The organism is Pseudomonas khavaziana (assembly GCF_036704165.1).
In the GTDB taxonomy this organism is placed as follows: domain Bacteria; phylum Pseudomonadota; class Gammaproteobacteria; order Pseudomonadales; family Pseudomonadaceae; genus Aquipseudomonas; species Aquipseudomonas khavaziana.
The window spans coordinates 891,332-908,044 of the sequence record NZ_CP129946.1; the positions used below are offsets into that span (position 1 = coordinate 891,332).

General features: G+C 63.2%; 15 protein-coding genes. 4 read left to right on the top strand and 11 right to left on the bottom strand.

Features of this window, described 5'->3' with window-relative positions:
- The 11 genes from QYQ93_RS03835 to cbiE form a co-directional block, all read right to left on the bottom strand.
- Complete coding sequence (locus QYQ93_RS03835) at positions 1–1,011, bottom strand: iron ABC transporter permease (RefSeq protein ID WP_338476367.1); 1,011 nt, start codon at positions 1,009–1,011, stop codon at positions 1–3.
- Positions 1,008–1,955 (bottom strand): ABC transporter substrate-binding protein, encoded by a 948-nt coding sequence (locus QYQ93_RS03840; protein WP_338476368.1) that lies wholly within the window; start codon positions 1,953–1,955, stop codon positions 1,008–1,010. The genes QYQ93_RS03835 and QYQ93_RS03840 overlap by 4 nt, the downstream gene beginning before the upstream one ends.
- Positions 1,952–2,740 carry an ABC transporter ATP-binding protein gene (locus tag QYQ93_RS03845; protein WP_338476369.1) on the bottom strand — a complete coding sequence of 263 codons (789 nt, stop codon included), beginning with the start codon at positions 2,738–2,740 and terminating at the stop codon, positions 1,952–1,954. Before QYQ93_RS03845 ends, QYQ93_RS03840 begins: the two co-directional genes overlap by 4 nt.
- Before the next feature lie 41 nt (positions 2,741–2,781).
- Positions 2,782–4,890, bottom strand: coding sequence for a TonB-dependent receptor (locus tag QYQ93_RS03850; protein WP_043049458.1), 2,109 nt, complete (start codon positions 4,888–4,890; stop codon positions 2,782–2,784).
- Positions 4,891–5,041: 151 nt separating this feature from the next.
- The gene (locus tag QYQ93_RS03855; RefSeq protein WP_338476370.1) at positions 5,042–6,424 is read right to left on the bottom strand and encodes a PepSY domain-containing protein; all 1,383 of its coding nucleotides are present in this window, start codon (positions 6,422–6,424) and stop codon (positions 5,042–5,044) included.
- A 138-nt stretch (positions 6,425–6,562) separates the two neighbouring features.
- Positions 6,563–8,623: a TonB-dependent copper receptor gene (locus tag QYQ93_RS03860; RefSeq protein WP_043049460.1), complete on the bottom strand. Its 2,061-nt coding sequence runs from the start codon at positions 8,621–8,623 to the stop codon at positions 6,563–6,565.
- A 93-nt stretch (positions 8,624–8,716) separates the two neighbouring features.
- Positions 8,717–9,106, bottom strand: coding sequence for a DUF2946 domain-containing protein (locus QYQ93_RS03865; RefSeq protein ID WP_338476371.1), 390 nt, complete (start codon positions 9,104–9,106; stop codon positions 8,717–8,719).
- Positions 9,107–9,115: 9 nt separating this feature from the next.
- The gene (locus QYQ93_RS03870) at positions 9,116–9,598 is read right to left on the bottom strand and encodes a copper chaperone PCu(A)C (RefSeq protein WP_043049462.1); all 483 of its coding nucleotides are present in this window, start codon (positions 9,596–9,598) and stop codon (positions 9,116–9,118) included.
- A gap of 47 nt (positions 9,599–9,645) precedes the next feature.
- Entirely contained in the window at positions 9,646–10,038 is a 393-nt protein-coding gene (locus QYQ93_RS03875) for a DUF2946 domain-containing protein (protein ID WP_043049463.1), read from the bottom strand.
- A 253-nt stretch (positions 10,039–10,291) separates the two neighbouring features.
- Entirely contained in the window at positions 10,292–11,011 is a 720-nt protein-coding gene (locus QYQ93_RS03880) for a cobalt-precorrin-6A reductase (protein WP_338476372.1), read from the bottom strand.
- Entirely contained in the window at positions 11,008–12,213 is a 1,206-nt protein-coding gene (gene cbiE, locus QYQ93_RS03885; RefSeq protein ID WP_338476373.1) for a precorrin-6y C5,15-methyltransferase (decarboxylating) subunit CbiE, read from the bottom strand. Before cbiE ends, QYQ93_RS03880 begins: the two co-directional genes overlap by 4 nt.
- Positions 12,214–12,251: 38 nt before the next feature.
- On the opposite strand from cbiE, the gene cobG reads away from it, so the two are divergent.
- From cobG to cobJ, 4 genes are read left to right on the top strand one after another with little or no spacing between them, the layout of a single operon-like run.
- Positions 12,252–13,598, top strand: a complete 1,347-nt coding sequence (cobG, locus tag QYQ93_RS03890) for a precorrin-3B synthase (protein ID WP_338476374.1) — start codon at positions 12,252–12,254, stop codon at positions 13,596–13,598.
- A complete protein-coding gene (locus QYQ93_RS03895) occupies positions 13,591–14,217 on the top strand; it encodes a precorrin-8X methylmutase (protein ID WP_043049467.1) in 627 nt (208 codons plus the stop codon). Before cobG ends, QYQ93_RS03895 begins: the two co-directional genes overlap by 8 nt.
- On the top strand, positions 14,217–14,948 hold the full coding sequence (locus QYQ93_RS03900) for a precorrin-2 C(20)-methyltransferase (RefSeq protein ID WP_338476375.1): 732 nt from the start codon (positions 14,217–14,219) through the stop codon (positions 14,946–14,948). The genes QYQ93_RS03895 and QYQ93_RS03900 overlap by 1 nt, the downstream gene beginning before the upstream one ends.
- Positions 14,948–16,585, top strand: coding sequence for a precorrin-3B C(17)-methyltransferase (cobJ, locus tag QYQ93_RS03905; protein WP_338476376.1), 1,638 nt, complete (start codon positions 14,948–14,950; stop codon positions 16,583–16,585). The genes QYQ93_RS03900 and cobJ overlap by 1 nt, the downstream gene beginning before the upstream one ends.
- Positions 16,586–16,713 lie beyond the last annotated feature (128 nt).

Sequence of the window (16,713 nt, forward strand, 5' to 3'; positions counted from 1 at the left end):
TCAGCGCTTGCGCATCAGGCCAATAAAAAACAGCCCGCCAATCGCTGCCGTCGCCACACCAATCGGCAGGTCTTCGGGGGCGATCAGGGTGCGTGCCGCGACGTCGACCCACACCAGGAACACACTGCCCAGCAGTACGCACACGGGTAGCAAGCGCCGATGCTCGGCACCCACCAGGCGCCGGGCGATGTGCGGCACCATCAGACCGACAAAGCCGATGGAGCCGCTGATCGACACCAGCACGCCGGTCATCAGCGATGCGATCAGGAACACTTTGAGCCGCACGTTGCGTGCGTTCAGGCCCAGGGTCACGGCGGTCTGTTCGCCAGCCATCAAGGCATTGAGCGGGCGCGCCATGCCCAGCAGCAGGGCCAGCCCCAAGACCACCGTGATGGCGGGAATCGACAGCAGTTCCCAGCGCGCCAGACCCAGACCGCCCAGCATCCAGAACATCACCGCCGAGGCGGCGCGGTGGTCGCCCATGAACAGCAACAGGTTGGCCATCGCCATCATCACAAACGACACCGCTACACCGCACAACAGCAGGCGATCACTGTCCAGGCGGCCATTGCGACTGGCCACCGCCAGCACCACCAGCATGCTCAGCAACGCACCGACGAACGCGGCCATGGGCAAGGTCAACAGACCGATGATCTCACCCACATGCAGCACCACGATTACTGCGCCGAGGGTGGCGCCGGAGGTTACGCCGAGCAGGTGTGGGTCGGCCAGCGGGTTGCGCGTGACCGCCTGCAACACCGCGCCGATCAACGCCAGCCCGGCGCCCACCAACGCCCCCAGCAGCATGCGCGGCACCCGGATCAGCCAGACGATATGTTCCTGGCCCATGCTCCAGTCCACCGCACCAAGACCGAATGCCTTGTTCAGCAGAATCCGTCCTACCACGTCCACCGGCACCCGCGCCGGGCCGAGCCCCAGGGAGGTCACGCAGGAGACCAGCAACAACGCACCAAGGGCGCCCAATAACAGCAGGTAGCGACGGGTGATCATTCGCCGTGGAACCCCTTCGCCAGGGTTTCAACCGCCAGCACATTGTCGATACCTGGCGTGGCCTGCACATAGGGGATTACGATAAAGCGCTGGTGCCTGATCGCGTCCACCGCTTGCAGGGCCGGGTTGTTCAGCAGGAAGTGCTTTTTCTGCTCGGCAGTGATTTCGCTGTAGTCGACGATCACGATGACCTGCGGGTTGCGCTCCACCACGGTTTCCCAGTTGACCCGGGTCCAGCTGGCGTCGATGTCTTCGAGGATGTTGCGCCCGCCGGCGGCGTCGATCAGCGCCTGGGGCATGCCCAGGCGGCCCGAGGTCATGGCGCGGTCTTCGCCGCTGTCATACAGGAACACCCGTGGCTTATCGGGGGGCAGGTGTTTTTGCACCTCGGCCACCTGTGCCTGCATCTGCGCGATCAAGGCATTGGTGCGCTCCTGCACGTCGAAGATCCTGCCCAGGTTGCGCAGGTCGTTATAGGTATCGTCCAGACTCGCAGCCGGGCGCTTCATCACGAAAGCGCATGACTCGGTCAGCTCATACACATTGATGCCCAAGGGTTGCAGGGTGTGCGGCGTGAGGTCGCCACCCACGCGCATGCCGTAGTCCCAGCCGGCGAAGAAGAAATCCACATTGGCGTTGAGCAGGGTTTCCACCGACGGGTATTTGCTCGCCAGTTCCGGCAGGCCATCGAGAGTCGTGGCCATGTCCGCCGGCACTGACTTCCAGCCGCTCACGCCGCTGTAGCCGGCCATGTGCGGTTTGAGCCCCAGTGCGAGCATCATCTGGGTCATGTTGATGTCGTGACTGACCGCATGTTGCGGGGCCTGTTGGAAGGTCACGTCGCGGTTGCAGCTCTGGATGGTCAGCGGGTAACGGGTGGCTTCGGCGAAGGCGTGGGCCGGGCCGAACAACAGGGCGAGCGACAGCAAGGCACGCAGGATCATGGTTGGGTTATCCAGGTGATTCGGGGGTAGCCGGCCAAAGGGTGGGGGTCGATCAACGCTTCGACGCCAAATACCTCGCGCAGCAATGCGGTGGTCAGCACGTCGTGAGGTTTGCCGCTGGCGACGATGCGCCCGTGGTTGATCACGTACAGACGATCACAGAAGGCCGCCGCCAGGTTCAGGTCGTGGATGCTCGCCAGGGTGCCGATGTCCAGGCGCTTGACGAGTTTTAACAGCTCCAGCTGGTAGCGTGGGTCGAGGTGGTTGGTGGGTTCATCCAGGATCAACAGTTGGGGTTGCTGGGCCAGGGCGCGGGCGAGGATGACGCGCTGTTTTTCGCCGCCCGAGAGGGTGACGAAGGCATGGTCTGCGAAATCCTGCATGCCGACCGATTCCAGCGCGTGCCGGATCAATTGCCCGTCGTGCAACGTGTCGCTGTCGAACAGACCCTTGTGGGGCGTGCGCCCCATGGCGACCACCTCATCCACTCGCAAGCCGAAGGCGTCAGGGAACTCCTGCAGTACCACGGCGATACGTTGTGCACACCACTTTGCGCTTTGCTTCCAGACGTTCTGGTGTTCAAGCGACACATCGCCATGCTCCGGCCGGGTGAACCGGTAGGCGCAGCGCAACAGGCTGGTCTTGCCACTGCCGTTGGGCCCGATCAGCCCGACAAACTCCCCGGCAGCGACTTGCAGGCTGGCTTCACGCAGTTGGAACTGGTGATGGCAATGGTCGTGGCCGGGAGGGGTCCAGCCAAGTTCGCTGAGGGTGAGTGAGGTCATCAGTATTCTCAAGTCCCACATGGGGTTTGTGTTTTATTCAGTTAGAAGGTGTAGTCAGCAGTGACGAAGAACGAGCGCGGTTCACCCAGGATCCACTGCTGCCCATCGTTGTACTGGCTGACCGCATAGGTGCGATCAAACAGATTATTCAGTTGCAGCCCCAAGGTGGTATTGCGCATCGCCTTCCACGACAGCGTGGCATCCACCACGGTGTAGCTCGGCAGCTCGTTCTGGTTGGCCATGTCGGCATAACGGGCGTCGACGTAACGTACACCGGCACCGGCCCGCACGTTGTCGGTCACGGCCTTGCTCAGCCACAGGTTGGCGGTGCGGCGCGGCACGTCCACCGGGCGATTGCCATCGCGGGAAACCTGCACACCGCCGACGTCCTGCTTGAAGTCGTCATACTGCGCCCGCACGATGGCGGCGTTGGCTTGTAACTGCCAGGCGTTTGGCAGTTGCAGGTCGAGGCTGGCTTCCAGGCCGTTGGAGGATTGTTGGCCGACTTGCTGCTTGAGGTCCGGGTCGCCCGGCACGTCAGTCAGCAGTTTCTTCTTGACGATGTGGTAAGCCGCCAGGGTCCATTCACCGCGTGCGTCCCAGAACGCTTGTTTGATACCGACCTCAGTCTGCTTGGCGGTGGACAGGTCAAACTGCTGCTGGCTCGGGCTCAGGGAAATCAACCCGCCGACGCCATCGGTGCTGGTGGCGTACTGGCCGTAGACCGAGGTGTCCGGGGTGATCGCATAGACCAGGCCGGCTTTCCAGTTATTACCGGTGAGGGTCTTGTCGGATTGGCTGCCGGTACGCAGGTCGTCGCGGTCGATGTGTGCGTAGTCGCGGCGGATGCCGGTGATCAGCGCGAGTTTATCCGTGAGCTGCAGGCGATTTTCCGCGAAGCCGGCGACCGTTTTGGTGGTGGTGGCGAACACCGGTTTGAACGGGTCCTGGCTGGCAAACGGCGCGGGTTGCGGGTGATGCAGGTCGATGGGCTGGCCGTTGTTCAACACGTCATTGAACGGCGTATTGCTCGCCAGGCGGAAGCGGATGCGGTTGTATTCCACGCCCGCCACGGTCTGGCTGTCGAGGCCGAACAGACTGTGCTTGAAGGTGAAGGTCTGGCGGTCGCCGACCTGTTCCTGATTGTGCTTGATGCCGAAATTGCCGCTGCGGGTCAGGTGGCCGTTGGTGAAGTTGTAGTTCTCCGCGTTTTGCCAACGGCGTTGGTTTTTCAGGTAGTAAAGCTCGTTGGTCGCGCTGAGGTTATCGCTCAGTTGCCACTCGCTGGTCAGGCGCGTCCACTGATCGTTGTAGTGCTGGGTGTCGTTGCTGACGTTGTAGTTCTTGTCGCGCAGGCCCTTGTGCAACTGGCCATTGACCAGTGGCGTGCCGAAGTAGTTTTGCGGGCGCTGGTCGCCGTAGTCGCTGGCCAGGGTGAAGCTCAGGTTGTCGGCTGGCTGCCAGCGCAGGGCGCCGCTGATGAAGTCACTGCTGGAGTCGCCTCGGTCGATAAAACCGTTGCTGCGCAGACGGTTGAGGTTCAGGCGATAGCTCAGGGTATCGGACAGCGAACCGCCGCTATCGAGTGCCTGCTGCTGGCGGTCGTAGGAACCGTAGCCGAGGCGGATGTGGTTTTCGATCTGCCCCGTAAAGGGCTTTTTCGAAATCGTATTGACCACTGCGCCGGTAGCGCCTTCGCCGTACAACACCGAGGCCGGGCCGCGCAGTACGTCCACCCGTTCCACGGCCCAGGTGTCCACCGGGAAGGTCGAGGTGCCCATGCCGGTGTACATGCGGTTGCCGTCGTAGAGCTGCATCACCGAGCTTTGGCCGGTAAAGCCACGGGCCTGCAGCGAGGTGCCGCCATCCCCTGGCGTGCCGGTGCGGCTGATGCCGGTGGCGCGAGAGATGGCGTCCTGCACGCTGGCATCGCCCCGTTCGCGGATCTGCGCGCCGGTCTGGCTTTCTATGCTGCCTGGGGTTTGCAGCGCTGTCAGGTTCAGGCGCGAACCGGCGGTGGTTGGCGTGTTCAGATCGACGCGTTCGTCATCCACTGCCGGCGCGGTGATGGGGCTGGCGGGCAGGGTCAGGGCTTGGGCATTGGTATGCAGGGCGAGCAGGCACAGGCCGCTCGCAAGGTAGTTGTTCATCGGTCGATCAATCGCTTCTTGGCAGGTACTCGCCGCAGGGCGCGGCGAGTAACGATAGCGCAGAAAGTGTTATAAGTTAACACTTATCGGCTGCGGGGCAAAAGTCCGCATAAGGCTACAGAGGCCCTCTGGCAAGGGCATCTCGCCTGTTTCATACTGAACCTGAGGCAGATTCACCTTGGCCAAAAAAGCGTGACAGCACCAGGCGATCCAAGACCCACACCAGGATCAACGACGCCCCCACCAGCGGGAAAATGATCGCCAGCCCGAGCATGATCACCATCGCGGTTTTCCACTTCGGCAAGTCATGGCGCAGCGGCGGCACACCCAGCCCGCCCTGTGGCCGGCGCTTCCACCAGATCACCACGCCGCTGATCGCACTGAGCAGGATCATCAGGCAGATCAGCAGCACGATCAGTTGGTTGACCCAGCCGAACATCTTGCCTTCATGCAGCATTACCCCGGTCTCGGTGGCGCGAGCGACGAGGTTGTAGTGTTGCCAGCGCACATCGGCGAGGACCTTGCCGGTGTATTGGTCGATATGCAGGGTGGCGTCATTGCGCGGGTCGTTGGCAAACACGGCGACGGTGAACACACCGGTGGCGGTGGTCGGGAAGGTGATGCTGTAGCCGGGCTCGACCTTGCGTATGGTTGCCAGGTCGACCACCTGTTGCAGGCGTATGGTGGGGGCGGCAGGGCCCGAATGCATGGCGTCATGGTTCATGTGTTCGGCGTGGCCGCCGGACATCGGCATCGGCGTGTTTTCCATGGCCCAGGGCACGGTCTGTTGGCTGGCGCTGTTGAGCATGCGCGCCTGCTGATCCGATTGCGGCACGTCTGTCCACATCGCCGCCGGAAAGGTGTTCCACAGCTGGGCATATTGCTTGCCCCAGAAGCCGGTCCAGGTCATGCCGCTGAGCAGCATCACCAATAAGAAAGCCGCGCCCCAGAAACCGACCACAGCGTGCAGGTCACGCCAGAACAGTCGGCCCCGACTTTGCAAACGAGGCCACAGCACACCGGCCGATGACTTGCCGCGTGGCCACCACAGATACAGGCCGGACACCACCAGCATCACGCCCCAGCCGGCGGCGAGTTCGATCAGGCGATCACCGAGGGTGCCGACCATCAGCTCGCCATGCAGGGCGCGGGCGATGGCTTGCAGGTTGTATTTAGCGTCCTGTTCGCCGAGCACGATGCCGCGATAGGGGTCGATGAACAGGGTGACTTCGCTCCCATCTTTTTGCATGACGAACTGCGCGCTGCTGGTGGCGTCGACGGGAGGCAGGTACTTGCTGATCGCGGCCTGGGGGTAGGCGGTCTTGGCCCGTTGCAGCAGCTCGTCGGCACTCAGCGCGTGTTCGGCGGCGGTCACGTTGAGCAGGTCGGCGTACATCAGCGGGTCGAGCTGGGGTTTGAACAGATAGATGATGCCGGTCAGGGCCAGCAGCACCATGAAGGGGGCGACGAAGAGGCCGGCGTAGAAGTGCCAGCGCCAGGCCAGGTTGTAGAAGGAGAGCTTTTGTGTGGTCATCAGGGGCTCCGCAAGGCTTTGGTTTTTTTGTGTCAGTTACACCGCCATCGGGGGGCAAGTCGAATCGTCGCACCGCCCCTCCCACATTTGACTGTATTCACAAATCAGAGGGTGGGAGGGGGCTTGCCCCCGATGTTTTTAGAAGCTCATATCCACCTTGGTCCAAAGCGTACGCCCCGGCTCCTTGATGGCCTGCGGGTCGTTGGCCGGGTAGCCGAAGCCGGCATTACCGGCCAGGTTCAAATGCTCGGCGTAGGCTTTGCCGAACAGGTTGTCGACACCGGTGCTGACCTTGAAGTTTTTATTGATGCGGTATGCGGCGTTCAGCGAGAACACACCGAAGCCGCCGCTCTTGTCGTAGTCTTTGCCGACCACGTTGCCCTTGTTCTGGTCAATGCGGGTTTGTGCCGCCACCACGCGCCACAAGGCGCCGGCACTCCAATCGTCTTCGCTGTATGTCAGGCCGAAACGGGCATCCAGCGGCGGCATCTGCGGCAGTGGCTTGCCATCGCTGCTGTTCTTGCCCCAGGCGTAGGCGAGACTGGCGTCGGCTTTCCAGTGAGTGGTCAGCTTGTAGGCCGCGCCCAATTCGCCGCCCATGATGCGCGCGTCGACATTGCGCGCCTGGGAGGTGGTGCCCATCATGCCGGGCCGGTAATCGAACAGAATGAAGTCGCGTACCTGGCCGACATAACCCGAGGCCCAGGCTTCGAGATCGGCGGTTTTGTACTGCGCGCCGAAATCCAGCTGAGTGGTTTTCTCGGGTTTCACGCCGTCGAAGGCATTCACCGAACCGACCGCGCCGGTATTGGGAGAAAACAGTTCCCAGTAATCCGGGAAGCGTTCGGCATGGCCCAGGCCGGCATAGACCGTGGTGGGCGTGTCCTCCAGGTCATGTTCGTAGCGCACGAAGCCCGATGGCAGGGTGTCGGCGCGGGTGTCGTCGGCGGTCGGATTGGGTCGCGACATCATCCCCGAGCCGGTACGTTGACGAAAATCCTTGGCCGAGGCGCGGTCCAGGCGCGCGCCGGTGATCAGGCGGTCATTGTCGGCGGCGTACCAGGTCAGTTCGCCAAACACGCCGTAGTTGTGGAAGTTGGCGTCCTTGTTGCGCGGCAGGTCCTTGTAGGTGTCGATGCCCATGCTGCTGCGTGCACGGTGTTCATTGGTCTGTGCATCCAGGCCGCCGATCAGTTGCACATCGGCCCAGCGCCAGGTTGCCTTGATGCGCGCGCCGAGGGTGCGGCGGTCGACGTTGGAAGCCATGGGACCTGCCATCATGCCGGTGCCCGAGGGGACGCGCAGGCTGTAGTTGTCCATCACATGGTCGGCATAGTTGTAGTAGACCTGGGCCTCGACCTTATCCAGCACCTCGCCGATATTGGACTTCTCGAAACGCAGCCCGAGGCTTTCGCGCAGGAACTGCGAGCCATCCATGCCGCGCCCGGCGTAGCGTGCTTCACCATCGCCGCGGCCGGCAGTGAGTTCAAGCAAGGTGTCAGCGTCGGGGGTGAAGCCCACTGCCACATCGCCATTCCACTTGTCATAACGCGATGCGACGGTGTCGTTATTGCCGTCCTTGTAGTCGTCGGCATGGGCCTGGTTGCCGATCACCCGCACGTAGCCCAGTGGCCCACCGGCAGCGGCATCGATAACCTTGTCGAAGCGCCCGTTGGAGCCCGCCAGCACACTGGCGTTGACCCGCGTGCCCAGCTCGCCGAATTGCTCCGGCTTGCGGTCGAACAGGATGGTGCCGGCTGACGCACCCGGGCCCCAGAGCACGGTTTGCGGGCCTTTGATCACGGTCAGTTGGTCGTAGGTTTCCGGCGAGATGTACGAGGTGGGCGCATCCATCCGCCCCGGGCAGGCGCCGAGCATCATGCTGCCGTTGGTAAGGATATTCAGGCGCGAGCCGAACATGCCGCGCAGCACCGGGTCGCCGTTGGTGCCGCCGTTGCGTACCAGGGCGAAGCCGGGGATGGTCTTGAGGTAATCGCCGCCATCGCTGGCAGGCACCGGTTGGCGTGGGTCTTTGGGGTTGGTGACAACAGTGAGTGGCGAGCTGGGGGCGATCGCAGTGATTACCGTGGGGCTCAACTCGTGTTCGTGCGCATGGGCGCAGGGGGTAAGCAGTGCGCCGCACAGAACGGCGAAAACAGGGGCAGCGCCCAAACGGGTGTCAGCAGAAAACCTGGACATGACAAATTCCATCAATCAATCGTAAACAACACGGCCAGCAGCCTGCGGCTGTCTGTCTAGAGTCGGCCGGGGTGAAGTAACGCGGTGAAGGGCTTACGCAGTGATGGGCGGCGCGCGGCTGCGGGCGCCGGGGAAGATGCTCTGCCGAGCATGGCCCAGTCGCGGGGCGGGGATGAGTGCGTTGGCTGGCGGCGGGGTGCTGAGCGTTACGTAGGAGACACTGCCGGGCAGGGCCGGGCAACTGAACAGCAGGCTGCAATAGCCGCATTTTTCCCAGAGGACATGATGTTCGTCGGGGGCTTTGGCGGGCTTGGGCTCGCCGTGGCACGCCGGCATGTCCATGGACATACCGGCGTGATGATCCATCGGCATCGCTTGGGAAATCAGCGGACCGATAAAGATCATCAGCATGGCGAACAGGCTGATCCAACTGCCGCGCATCAGGCGGCGGTGCGGAGACAACCTGGCGCGAGGGGCGCCCATCGGGTTGGTCTAGTGAGTGTGCTTATGCTCGTGCGTGGCCAACGGCGGGACCTTCTGCACCGACACCTCCACCTCGACCTTGCCGGCTTTCTCGAAGGTCAGGGTCAGTGGGAATTGCTTGCCATCGGTCAACAGGCTGCGGTCTTTGAGGCCCAGCAGCATGACGTGATAGGCCATTGGCGCGAAGGTCAGCTCACCCTTGGCGGGTACGGCCACGCTGGGCACTTGCTGCATCTTCATCAGGTCGCCTTGCATCACATGCTCATGCAGTTCGGCCTTGTCCGCCACCGGCGTCTCGACACTCAGCAAGCGATCCGGGGCAGCCCCGGTGTTATGAATTACAAAGTACGCCGCCACAGTCGGCGCATTGGGTGGTAATTCCTGGGACCAGGGTTCGCTCACCAGCAGGTCGCCGACCTTGTAGTCTTCGGCATTGGCAGCACTGAACACCGGCAGCAGCAACGCAGCCAGAAGCAGGGAAGATTTGAGCATGGCAGTTCTCCAGAACGGTTCTAAACGCAGTTCACTTGCGAAGAAGATCAGGCTGTTGGAGACGCTCGGGGATTAAGACTTGGCCATTGCTGGCGCGGAGTGGGATTTTGCAGGGATGGTGGCGGCAGGCTTTGCACCGCTTCAAACCGCGTCACATACAACTGCGGCACGTGCCCCGGCAGCGCTACCAACGGCGCCGAGCCCGAGCAACACCAGCAATGCTGCATGGCGGAGTGATCATCCGGCGGTGTTGGAATCTCCAGCTTGCCCAAGGCAATCGTTTTCAGGCTGGCGCCATTGGACGAGCAGAAACTGCCCCACATCAGGCGCTTGACCGGGTCATCGGTCTGCTGCATCGCACTGGCCAACGGCATGGCAAACGCATTGAACAGCACTGCAAGGCAGGCGATCCAGGCAATTGCAAAGCGTTGTCGGGCCATGGCGGATAATCCGTAGGGTTAAACGATCAGGGGTATTTAGCCTGATCGGGGGGGATAAGTAAAAAAGGGCGGTGTGGTTTGGTGTCGCAGGGTTTGAGGATAGACGGGGAATCGGGTGGATGCCGATCTTCAAGGCAACACATGCCAAATGTGGGAGGGGGCTTGCTCCCGATAGCGGTGTGTCAGCTACTCAATTGCTGGCTGAACCACTGCCATCGGGGGCAAGCCCCCTCCCACATTAGGTCCGTGTTGCTCAAAGGGTGTGTATTGCCTGTAGCGACGCAGCTACGGTGGTGAACTCTCGATCTACGGCAGGCAACACCGGCCGCTTCAACACCAGCACCGGCACCCCACGCTCACGCGCTACTTCCAGCTTCGGCTCGGTGGCGGTGCTGCCGCTGTTCTTGCTGATCAGCACATCAATTGCGCGCCGTTCAAACAGCGCGCGCTCGTCCTCGATCAGAAACGGCCCGCGTGCGCCGATCACTTCACACCGGTCATTGCCCGGATACACATCCAGCGCTCGCAGCGTCCAGAATTGCTCGGCGGGAATCTCATCGAGATGCTGCAACGGTTCGCGCCCCAGGGTGAACAATGGCCGTTTGAAGGGTTTCAACGCCTCGATCAGCCCGGCCCAGTCGGAAACTTCCCGCCAGTCATCCCCCACTTGCGGCTGCCATGCCGGACGCCGCAACGCCCAGCAAGGCACACCGCACAACTGTGCCGCCTGGACAGCGTTGCGGCTGATCTGCGCCGCGTACGGATGGGTGGCGTCGAGGATCAGGCTGATGCGCTCATCGCGAACAAACTGCGCTAACCCCTCATGACCGCCGTAGCCGCCGACACGCACCTGGCAGGTGAGGTCGGTCGGCACACGGCCGACACCGGCCAAGCTGTAGATATGCTCCGGCCCCAAGGTACGGGCAATGGCCAGCGCTTCTGTCACACCACCGAGCAGCAGAATGCGTTTCATAGCGGCTTGACCACTTCCAGCAGGGTGATCGGCAGCGCCTGGCGCCAGGTATCGAACTCGCCCAATGGCTGCGCCTGGGCCACATGGACGCGCGTCAGTTCGCCGCCATGCTCGGCGCGCCAGTTCATCAAGGTCATTTCGCTTTGCAGGGTCACGGCATTGGCAACCAGTCGACCACCGGGACGCAGGTGCTGCCAGCAGGTGTCGAGCACGCCTTCACGGGTGACGCCGCCACCGATGAAGATGGCGTCCGGGGGTTCCAGGCCAAGCAACGCATCCGGGGCCTTGCCGCGAATCAGTTGCAGGCCGGGCACGCCGAGGACGTCGCGGTTGTGTTCGATCAGACCTTGGCGGCCTGCGTCGGCTTCAATCGCCAAGGCGCGGCAGCTGGGGTGGACGCGCATCCATTCGATGCCGATGGAGCCGCTGCCCGCACCCACATCCCAGAGCAGCTCGCCGGGCATCGGTGCGAGGCGGGCGAGGGTCATGGCGCGCACATCGCGCTTTGTCAGTTGGCCATCGTGTTTGAAGGCCGAGTCGGGCAGGCCAGCCAGACGCGACAGACGTGGTGTGTTGGCATCCGCCAGGCAGTCGATGGCGACCAGGTTCAAGTCGGCCACTGAAGTCTGCTCCCACGACTGCGCCAACCCGTCGATACGCCGTTCGTGCTCGCCACCCAGATGTTCAAACACGCTCAATCGGCTGGGTCCAAACCCGGACTCGACCAATAGCGATGCAATCGAAGCCGGGCTGCTGCCGTCATTGCTCAATACCAACAAGCGCATACCACTGGCCAGATGCGCATTCAGCGCCGCTACCGGCCGGGCCACCACTGATAACGTCACCACCTCCTGCAATGGCCAGCCCAAACGCGCCGCCGCCAGCGACACCGAAGACGGCGCGGGCAAGATCAACAGTTCCTGCGCCGCCACCTGCCGCGCCAGGCTGGCGCCCACGCCATAGAACATCGGGTCGCCGCTGGCCAGCACGCACACAGGCTCGCCACGCCGCGACAGCACCGGTTCCAGGGAAAACGGGCTAGGCCACAGTTGGCGCTCGCCACGGATACACACCGGCAACAGGTCCAATTGACGCTGCCCGCCTATAATCCGCGAGGCGCGCAACAGCGCATGCCGGGCATTCCTGCCCAGGCCCTTGAAGCCGTCTTCACCAATGCCTACAACCGTCAGCCAGGGCGACATATCAATTCCTTGAACGACATCCGACGGGCAGGCTTTTCATGCCGCCGGACAAAGCAGGCATAATACCGCGCCTTTACCCGTCAACCGGTAGCCCCGTGAATCCAACACCCGCTGTAAATACCTTGCGCCCCTCGGCCTGTCCGGGGTTGCTGCGTATTGTCCAGGCGTTGGATGGCGGCATTTGCCGGATCAAATTGGCCGGTGGTTCGATCAGTGCCGCCCAGGCCCATGCCGTGGCGGACGCAGCCCAGGCCTATGCGGGCGGAGTGATCGAGGCGACCAACCGCGCCAACCTGCAGATCCGCGGCATCGGCCCCGAACAGCAAGCCCTGATCGCCATGCTGCTGGCGGCCGACCTTGGGCCGAGCAACGCCGCCGGCGACGACGTGCGCAACCTGATGCTCAGTCCCAGCGCCGGTATCGACCCGCAGATGCTGTTCGATACCCGCCCGTTGGCCGCGCAGATCCTCGCCACCCTGCAAACCCATCCACGCTTTCATCAACTGTCGGCCAAGTTCGCCGTACAGCTCGATGGTGGCGAAGCCCTGGCGATGCTTGAACATCACCATGACCTGTGGCTGTCGGCGTTTGTGCGCGATGGCCAGACGCTGTTGGCGTTCGGTCTGGCTGGCTGCCCGGGGCTGGATGCGCCCGTGGCGGCGGTGCCGTTGGACCAGGGCCATGCCTTGGTTGTGGCGGTGCTGGAAGCCTTTCTCGACCTGGCGACGCCCGAGCAAACGCGCATGCGCCATCTGGCTGTGGATAACGTAGTGAGCCGCCTGGGCCTGCCACTGCTGTCGGTGGAAGGCTTCCAGCGCCCGGTCAGTGGCGCGTTGCTGCACCTGGGAAGTTATCCACAGGCGCAGAAAAACCAGTTCTACGTCGCGGCCGTCGCGCCATTGGGCCGCCTGGATCCGCTGATGCTCAAGGGCGTCGCGCAGCTGGCCAGCGAGTATGGCGACGCAACGTTGCGTTTCACGCCCTGGCAAGGGGTGTTGCTACCCAATATCGAACGCCCTGTCGCGGTGACCGAACGCTTGGCGCAGTTGGGCTTTCTCTGCTCGATCGACCAACCCCTGGCCCGCCTGATCGCCTGTACCGGTTCCAGCGGCTGCGGCAAAGGCCTGGCCGATACCAAGGTCGATGCGGTGCAACTGGCGGCCCTGCAACCCGGCGTCGAGGTGCACCTGTCCGGCTGCCCGCGCTCCTGCGCCGCAGCGCACACCGCATCGGCCACCTTGCTGGCGGTGAGCCCGGGCCACTACGACCTCTATTTTCGCGACGCAGCCCAACCCGGTTTCGGCCGGCTGCACGCGCGCACTCTTTCCATTGAAGCGGCGGGCGCCTTGCTGCGCGCTCGCCCACGGAGCAACACCAATGATTGATTACATCCGCGACGGTCAGGAGATCTATCGCAACTCCTTCGCCATTATTCGCGCGGAAGCCAAGTTGGACCGGATTCCGGCTGACTTGGAAAAACTCGCGGTGCGGGTGATTCATGCGTGCGGCATGGTCGAGGCGATCGATGGCCTGCAATTCTCCGCAGGCGCCGGCAAGGCCGGGCGCGATGCATTGGCCGCTGGCGCACCGATTCTGTGTGATGCGCGCATGGTTTCCGAAGGCGTGACCCGTGCGCGCCTGCCGGCCAATAACGAAGTGATCTGCACCTTGCGCGACGAGAGCGTACCCGGGCTGGCGCGAGATCTGGGCAATACTCGCTCCGCTGCTGCCCTGGAACTGTGGCGACCGCATCTGGAGGGTAGCGTGGTAGTGATCGGCAATGCGCCGACCGCGTTGTTCTACCTGCTGGAAATGCTGGATGCCGGTGCGCCGAAGCCTGCATTGATCCTGGGTTTTCCCGTGGGTTTCGTCGGAGCCGCCGAATCCAAGGCGATGCTGGCGGCGGACAGCCGTGGCGTCCCGTTCGTGATCATGCAGGGTCGCTTGGGCGGCAGTGCCATGGCCGCCGCGGCAGTCAATGCGCTCGCCACGGAGGTCGAATAATGCAGGCACGCGGACGTTTGATCGGCCTGGGGGTAGGCCCCGGCGACCCGGAACTGATTACCCTCAAGGCCCTGCGCCTGCTGCGTGAATCGCCAGTGGTGGCGTACTTCGTGGCCAAGGGCAAGAAGGGCAACGCCTTCGGCATCATCGAAGATCACCTGGTCGCGCAGCAAACCCTGATGCCGCTGGTGTACCCGGTGACCACCGAAGTGCTGCCGGCGCCGCTGTCCTATGAACAAGTGATCAGCGACTTCTACGACAATGCCAGCCTTGATGTGGCGGCGCACCTGGATGCGGGCCGCGATGTGGCGGTGATCTGCGAAGGCGACCCGTTCTTCTATGGCTCCTACATGTATCTGCACGATCGCCTCGCCGAACGCTACGAAGCCCAGGTGATTCCGGGCGTGTGTTCGATGCTCGGGGGCGCCTCGGTACTTGGCGCGCCGCTGGTGTATCGCAACCAGAGCTTGTCGGTGCTCTCGGGGGTATTGCCCCATGACGACCTCAAGCGCCGCCTGGCGGATGCCGACGCCGCGGTGATCATGAAACTGGGGCGCAACTTCCCGAAGGTGCGCCAGGTGTTGGAAGACCTGGGCCTGGCCGGGCGTGCGCTGTATGTGGAGCGCGCCACCATGGTCAACCAGAAGATCGTGCCGCTGGATCAGGTCGATCCGGCGTCCTCGCCGTATTTCTCGCTGATCATCGTGCCCGGTGAAAGGTGGCAAGGTTGATGACTCCGGCGATTGTGATTTTGGGCCAAGGCAGCTTGGCCACCGCACGCAAGATCCAACAGGTTTACCCAGGCGCGTTGATCTACGGTCTGGCTGGACGGGTGGACGGTGCAGACCAGGTTTACAGCGAGTTCGGCGCGACGTTGCGCCAGCTCTACCAGCAAGGCACGCCACTGATTGCCCTGTGCGCCGCCGGCATTGTGATCCGCACCCTGGCGCCGCTGCTGCTGGAAAAGGGCGAGGAACCCGCCGTGCTGGCCGTGGCTGAAGATGGCAGCGCCGTTGTGCCGCTGCTCGGTGGCTTGGGCGGCGTGAATGTGATGGCGCGGGATATCGCTGCGGCATTGGGCGTATCCGCCGCCATCACCACCAGCGGCGAGCTGCGTTTCGGCACCTGCCTGCTCAACCCGCCGGCCGGTTATCAACTGGCCGACATTGAGTTGGGCAAGCGTTTTGTCTCGGACTTGCTGGCCGGCGAAAGCGTGCGCATCGAAGGTGCGGCGCCATGGTTGGACCAGGCCAATCTGCCACAGGACCAACAGGCGCGCCTGGCGATCCATGTGGGTAATGCCGAGCGCACCCCGGCGGCCAATGAGCTGCTGATTTACCCACGGAACGTCTACGTCACTTGCAAGCCCGGCAAGCAGTTGGCCGAGCGTGTGCGCACGGCGTTGCGTGAAGCGGGGATCGCCGTGCAGGCCCTGGCCTGCCTGTTGGCCAGTGACCTGCAGATGGCCGATGCCTCATTGCATGAGGCCGCGTTGGCGTTGGGGGTGCCGCTGCGCTTTGCCCAGGTGACGCCCATTGCGGATATCAGCATCACCGTTGCCGAGCAGCCCGTGGATCTGCCACAAGTGGGACGCCCCCGTGGTCGCCTCGCAGTGATCGGCCTGGGCCCTGGCGCCGCCGAGCTGATGGTGCCGGCGGTCAAGGCCGAACTGGCGCGTTGCACTGACGTGCTGGGTTATGAAACCTATGTGCGCATGGCCGGGCCGTTCCGTGATGATCAAGTGCAACATTGCACCGACAACCGCGAAGAAATGCAGCGCGCGCGCCACGCCTTCGAGCTGGCCGCCCAGGGACGTTCGGTGGTGGTGGTGTCGTCCGGCGACCCGGGTGTATTCGCCATGGCTGCTGCGGTGATCGAGGCGTTGCACGACTGCGACGATCCAGCCTGGCATCAGGTCGACCTGGAAATCCTGCCGGGGGTTTCCGCCTCCCTGGCCACCGCCGCCCAGGCCGGCGCTCCGCTGGGCCACGACTTTTGCGTGATGTCGCTGTCGGACAACCTCAAGCCCTGGTCGATCATTGAAAAGCGCCTGGACCTCGCCTCCCTGGCTGACCTGGCCCTGGCGTTCTACAACCCGATCTCCCGCGCGCGTCCCTGGCAACTGGGGCGTGCCCTGGAGATTGTCGCACTGCACCGCACGCCTGAAACGCCAGTGGTGCTGGGCCGCGACATCGGTCGCCCGGGCCAGACGCTGCGTGTCACCACCTTGGGGCAGCTCACGCCCGAGCAGGTAGACATGCGCACCATGGTGTTGATCGGCTCATCCACCACCTGCACATTCCCGCGTGCCGGTGGTGGTGAGTGGGTGTATACACCGCGCTGGTATGGCGAAAAACCCGCCAGCTGAAAACGGCCCATTGGCCGCCGGAAAGCTCCGAATGACTCAGGGATTTACCTGGCGTTGTCCGGGGCTTTTTCTTTTTCATGCGATGAAAACCGCAAGTCCCGCGCCCGCGCCCTGTCATTGCTGGGGGA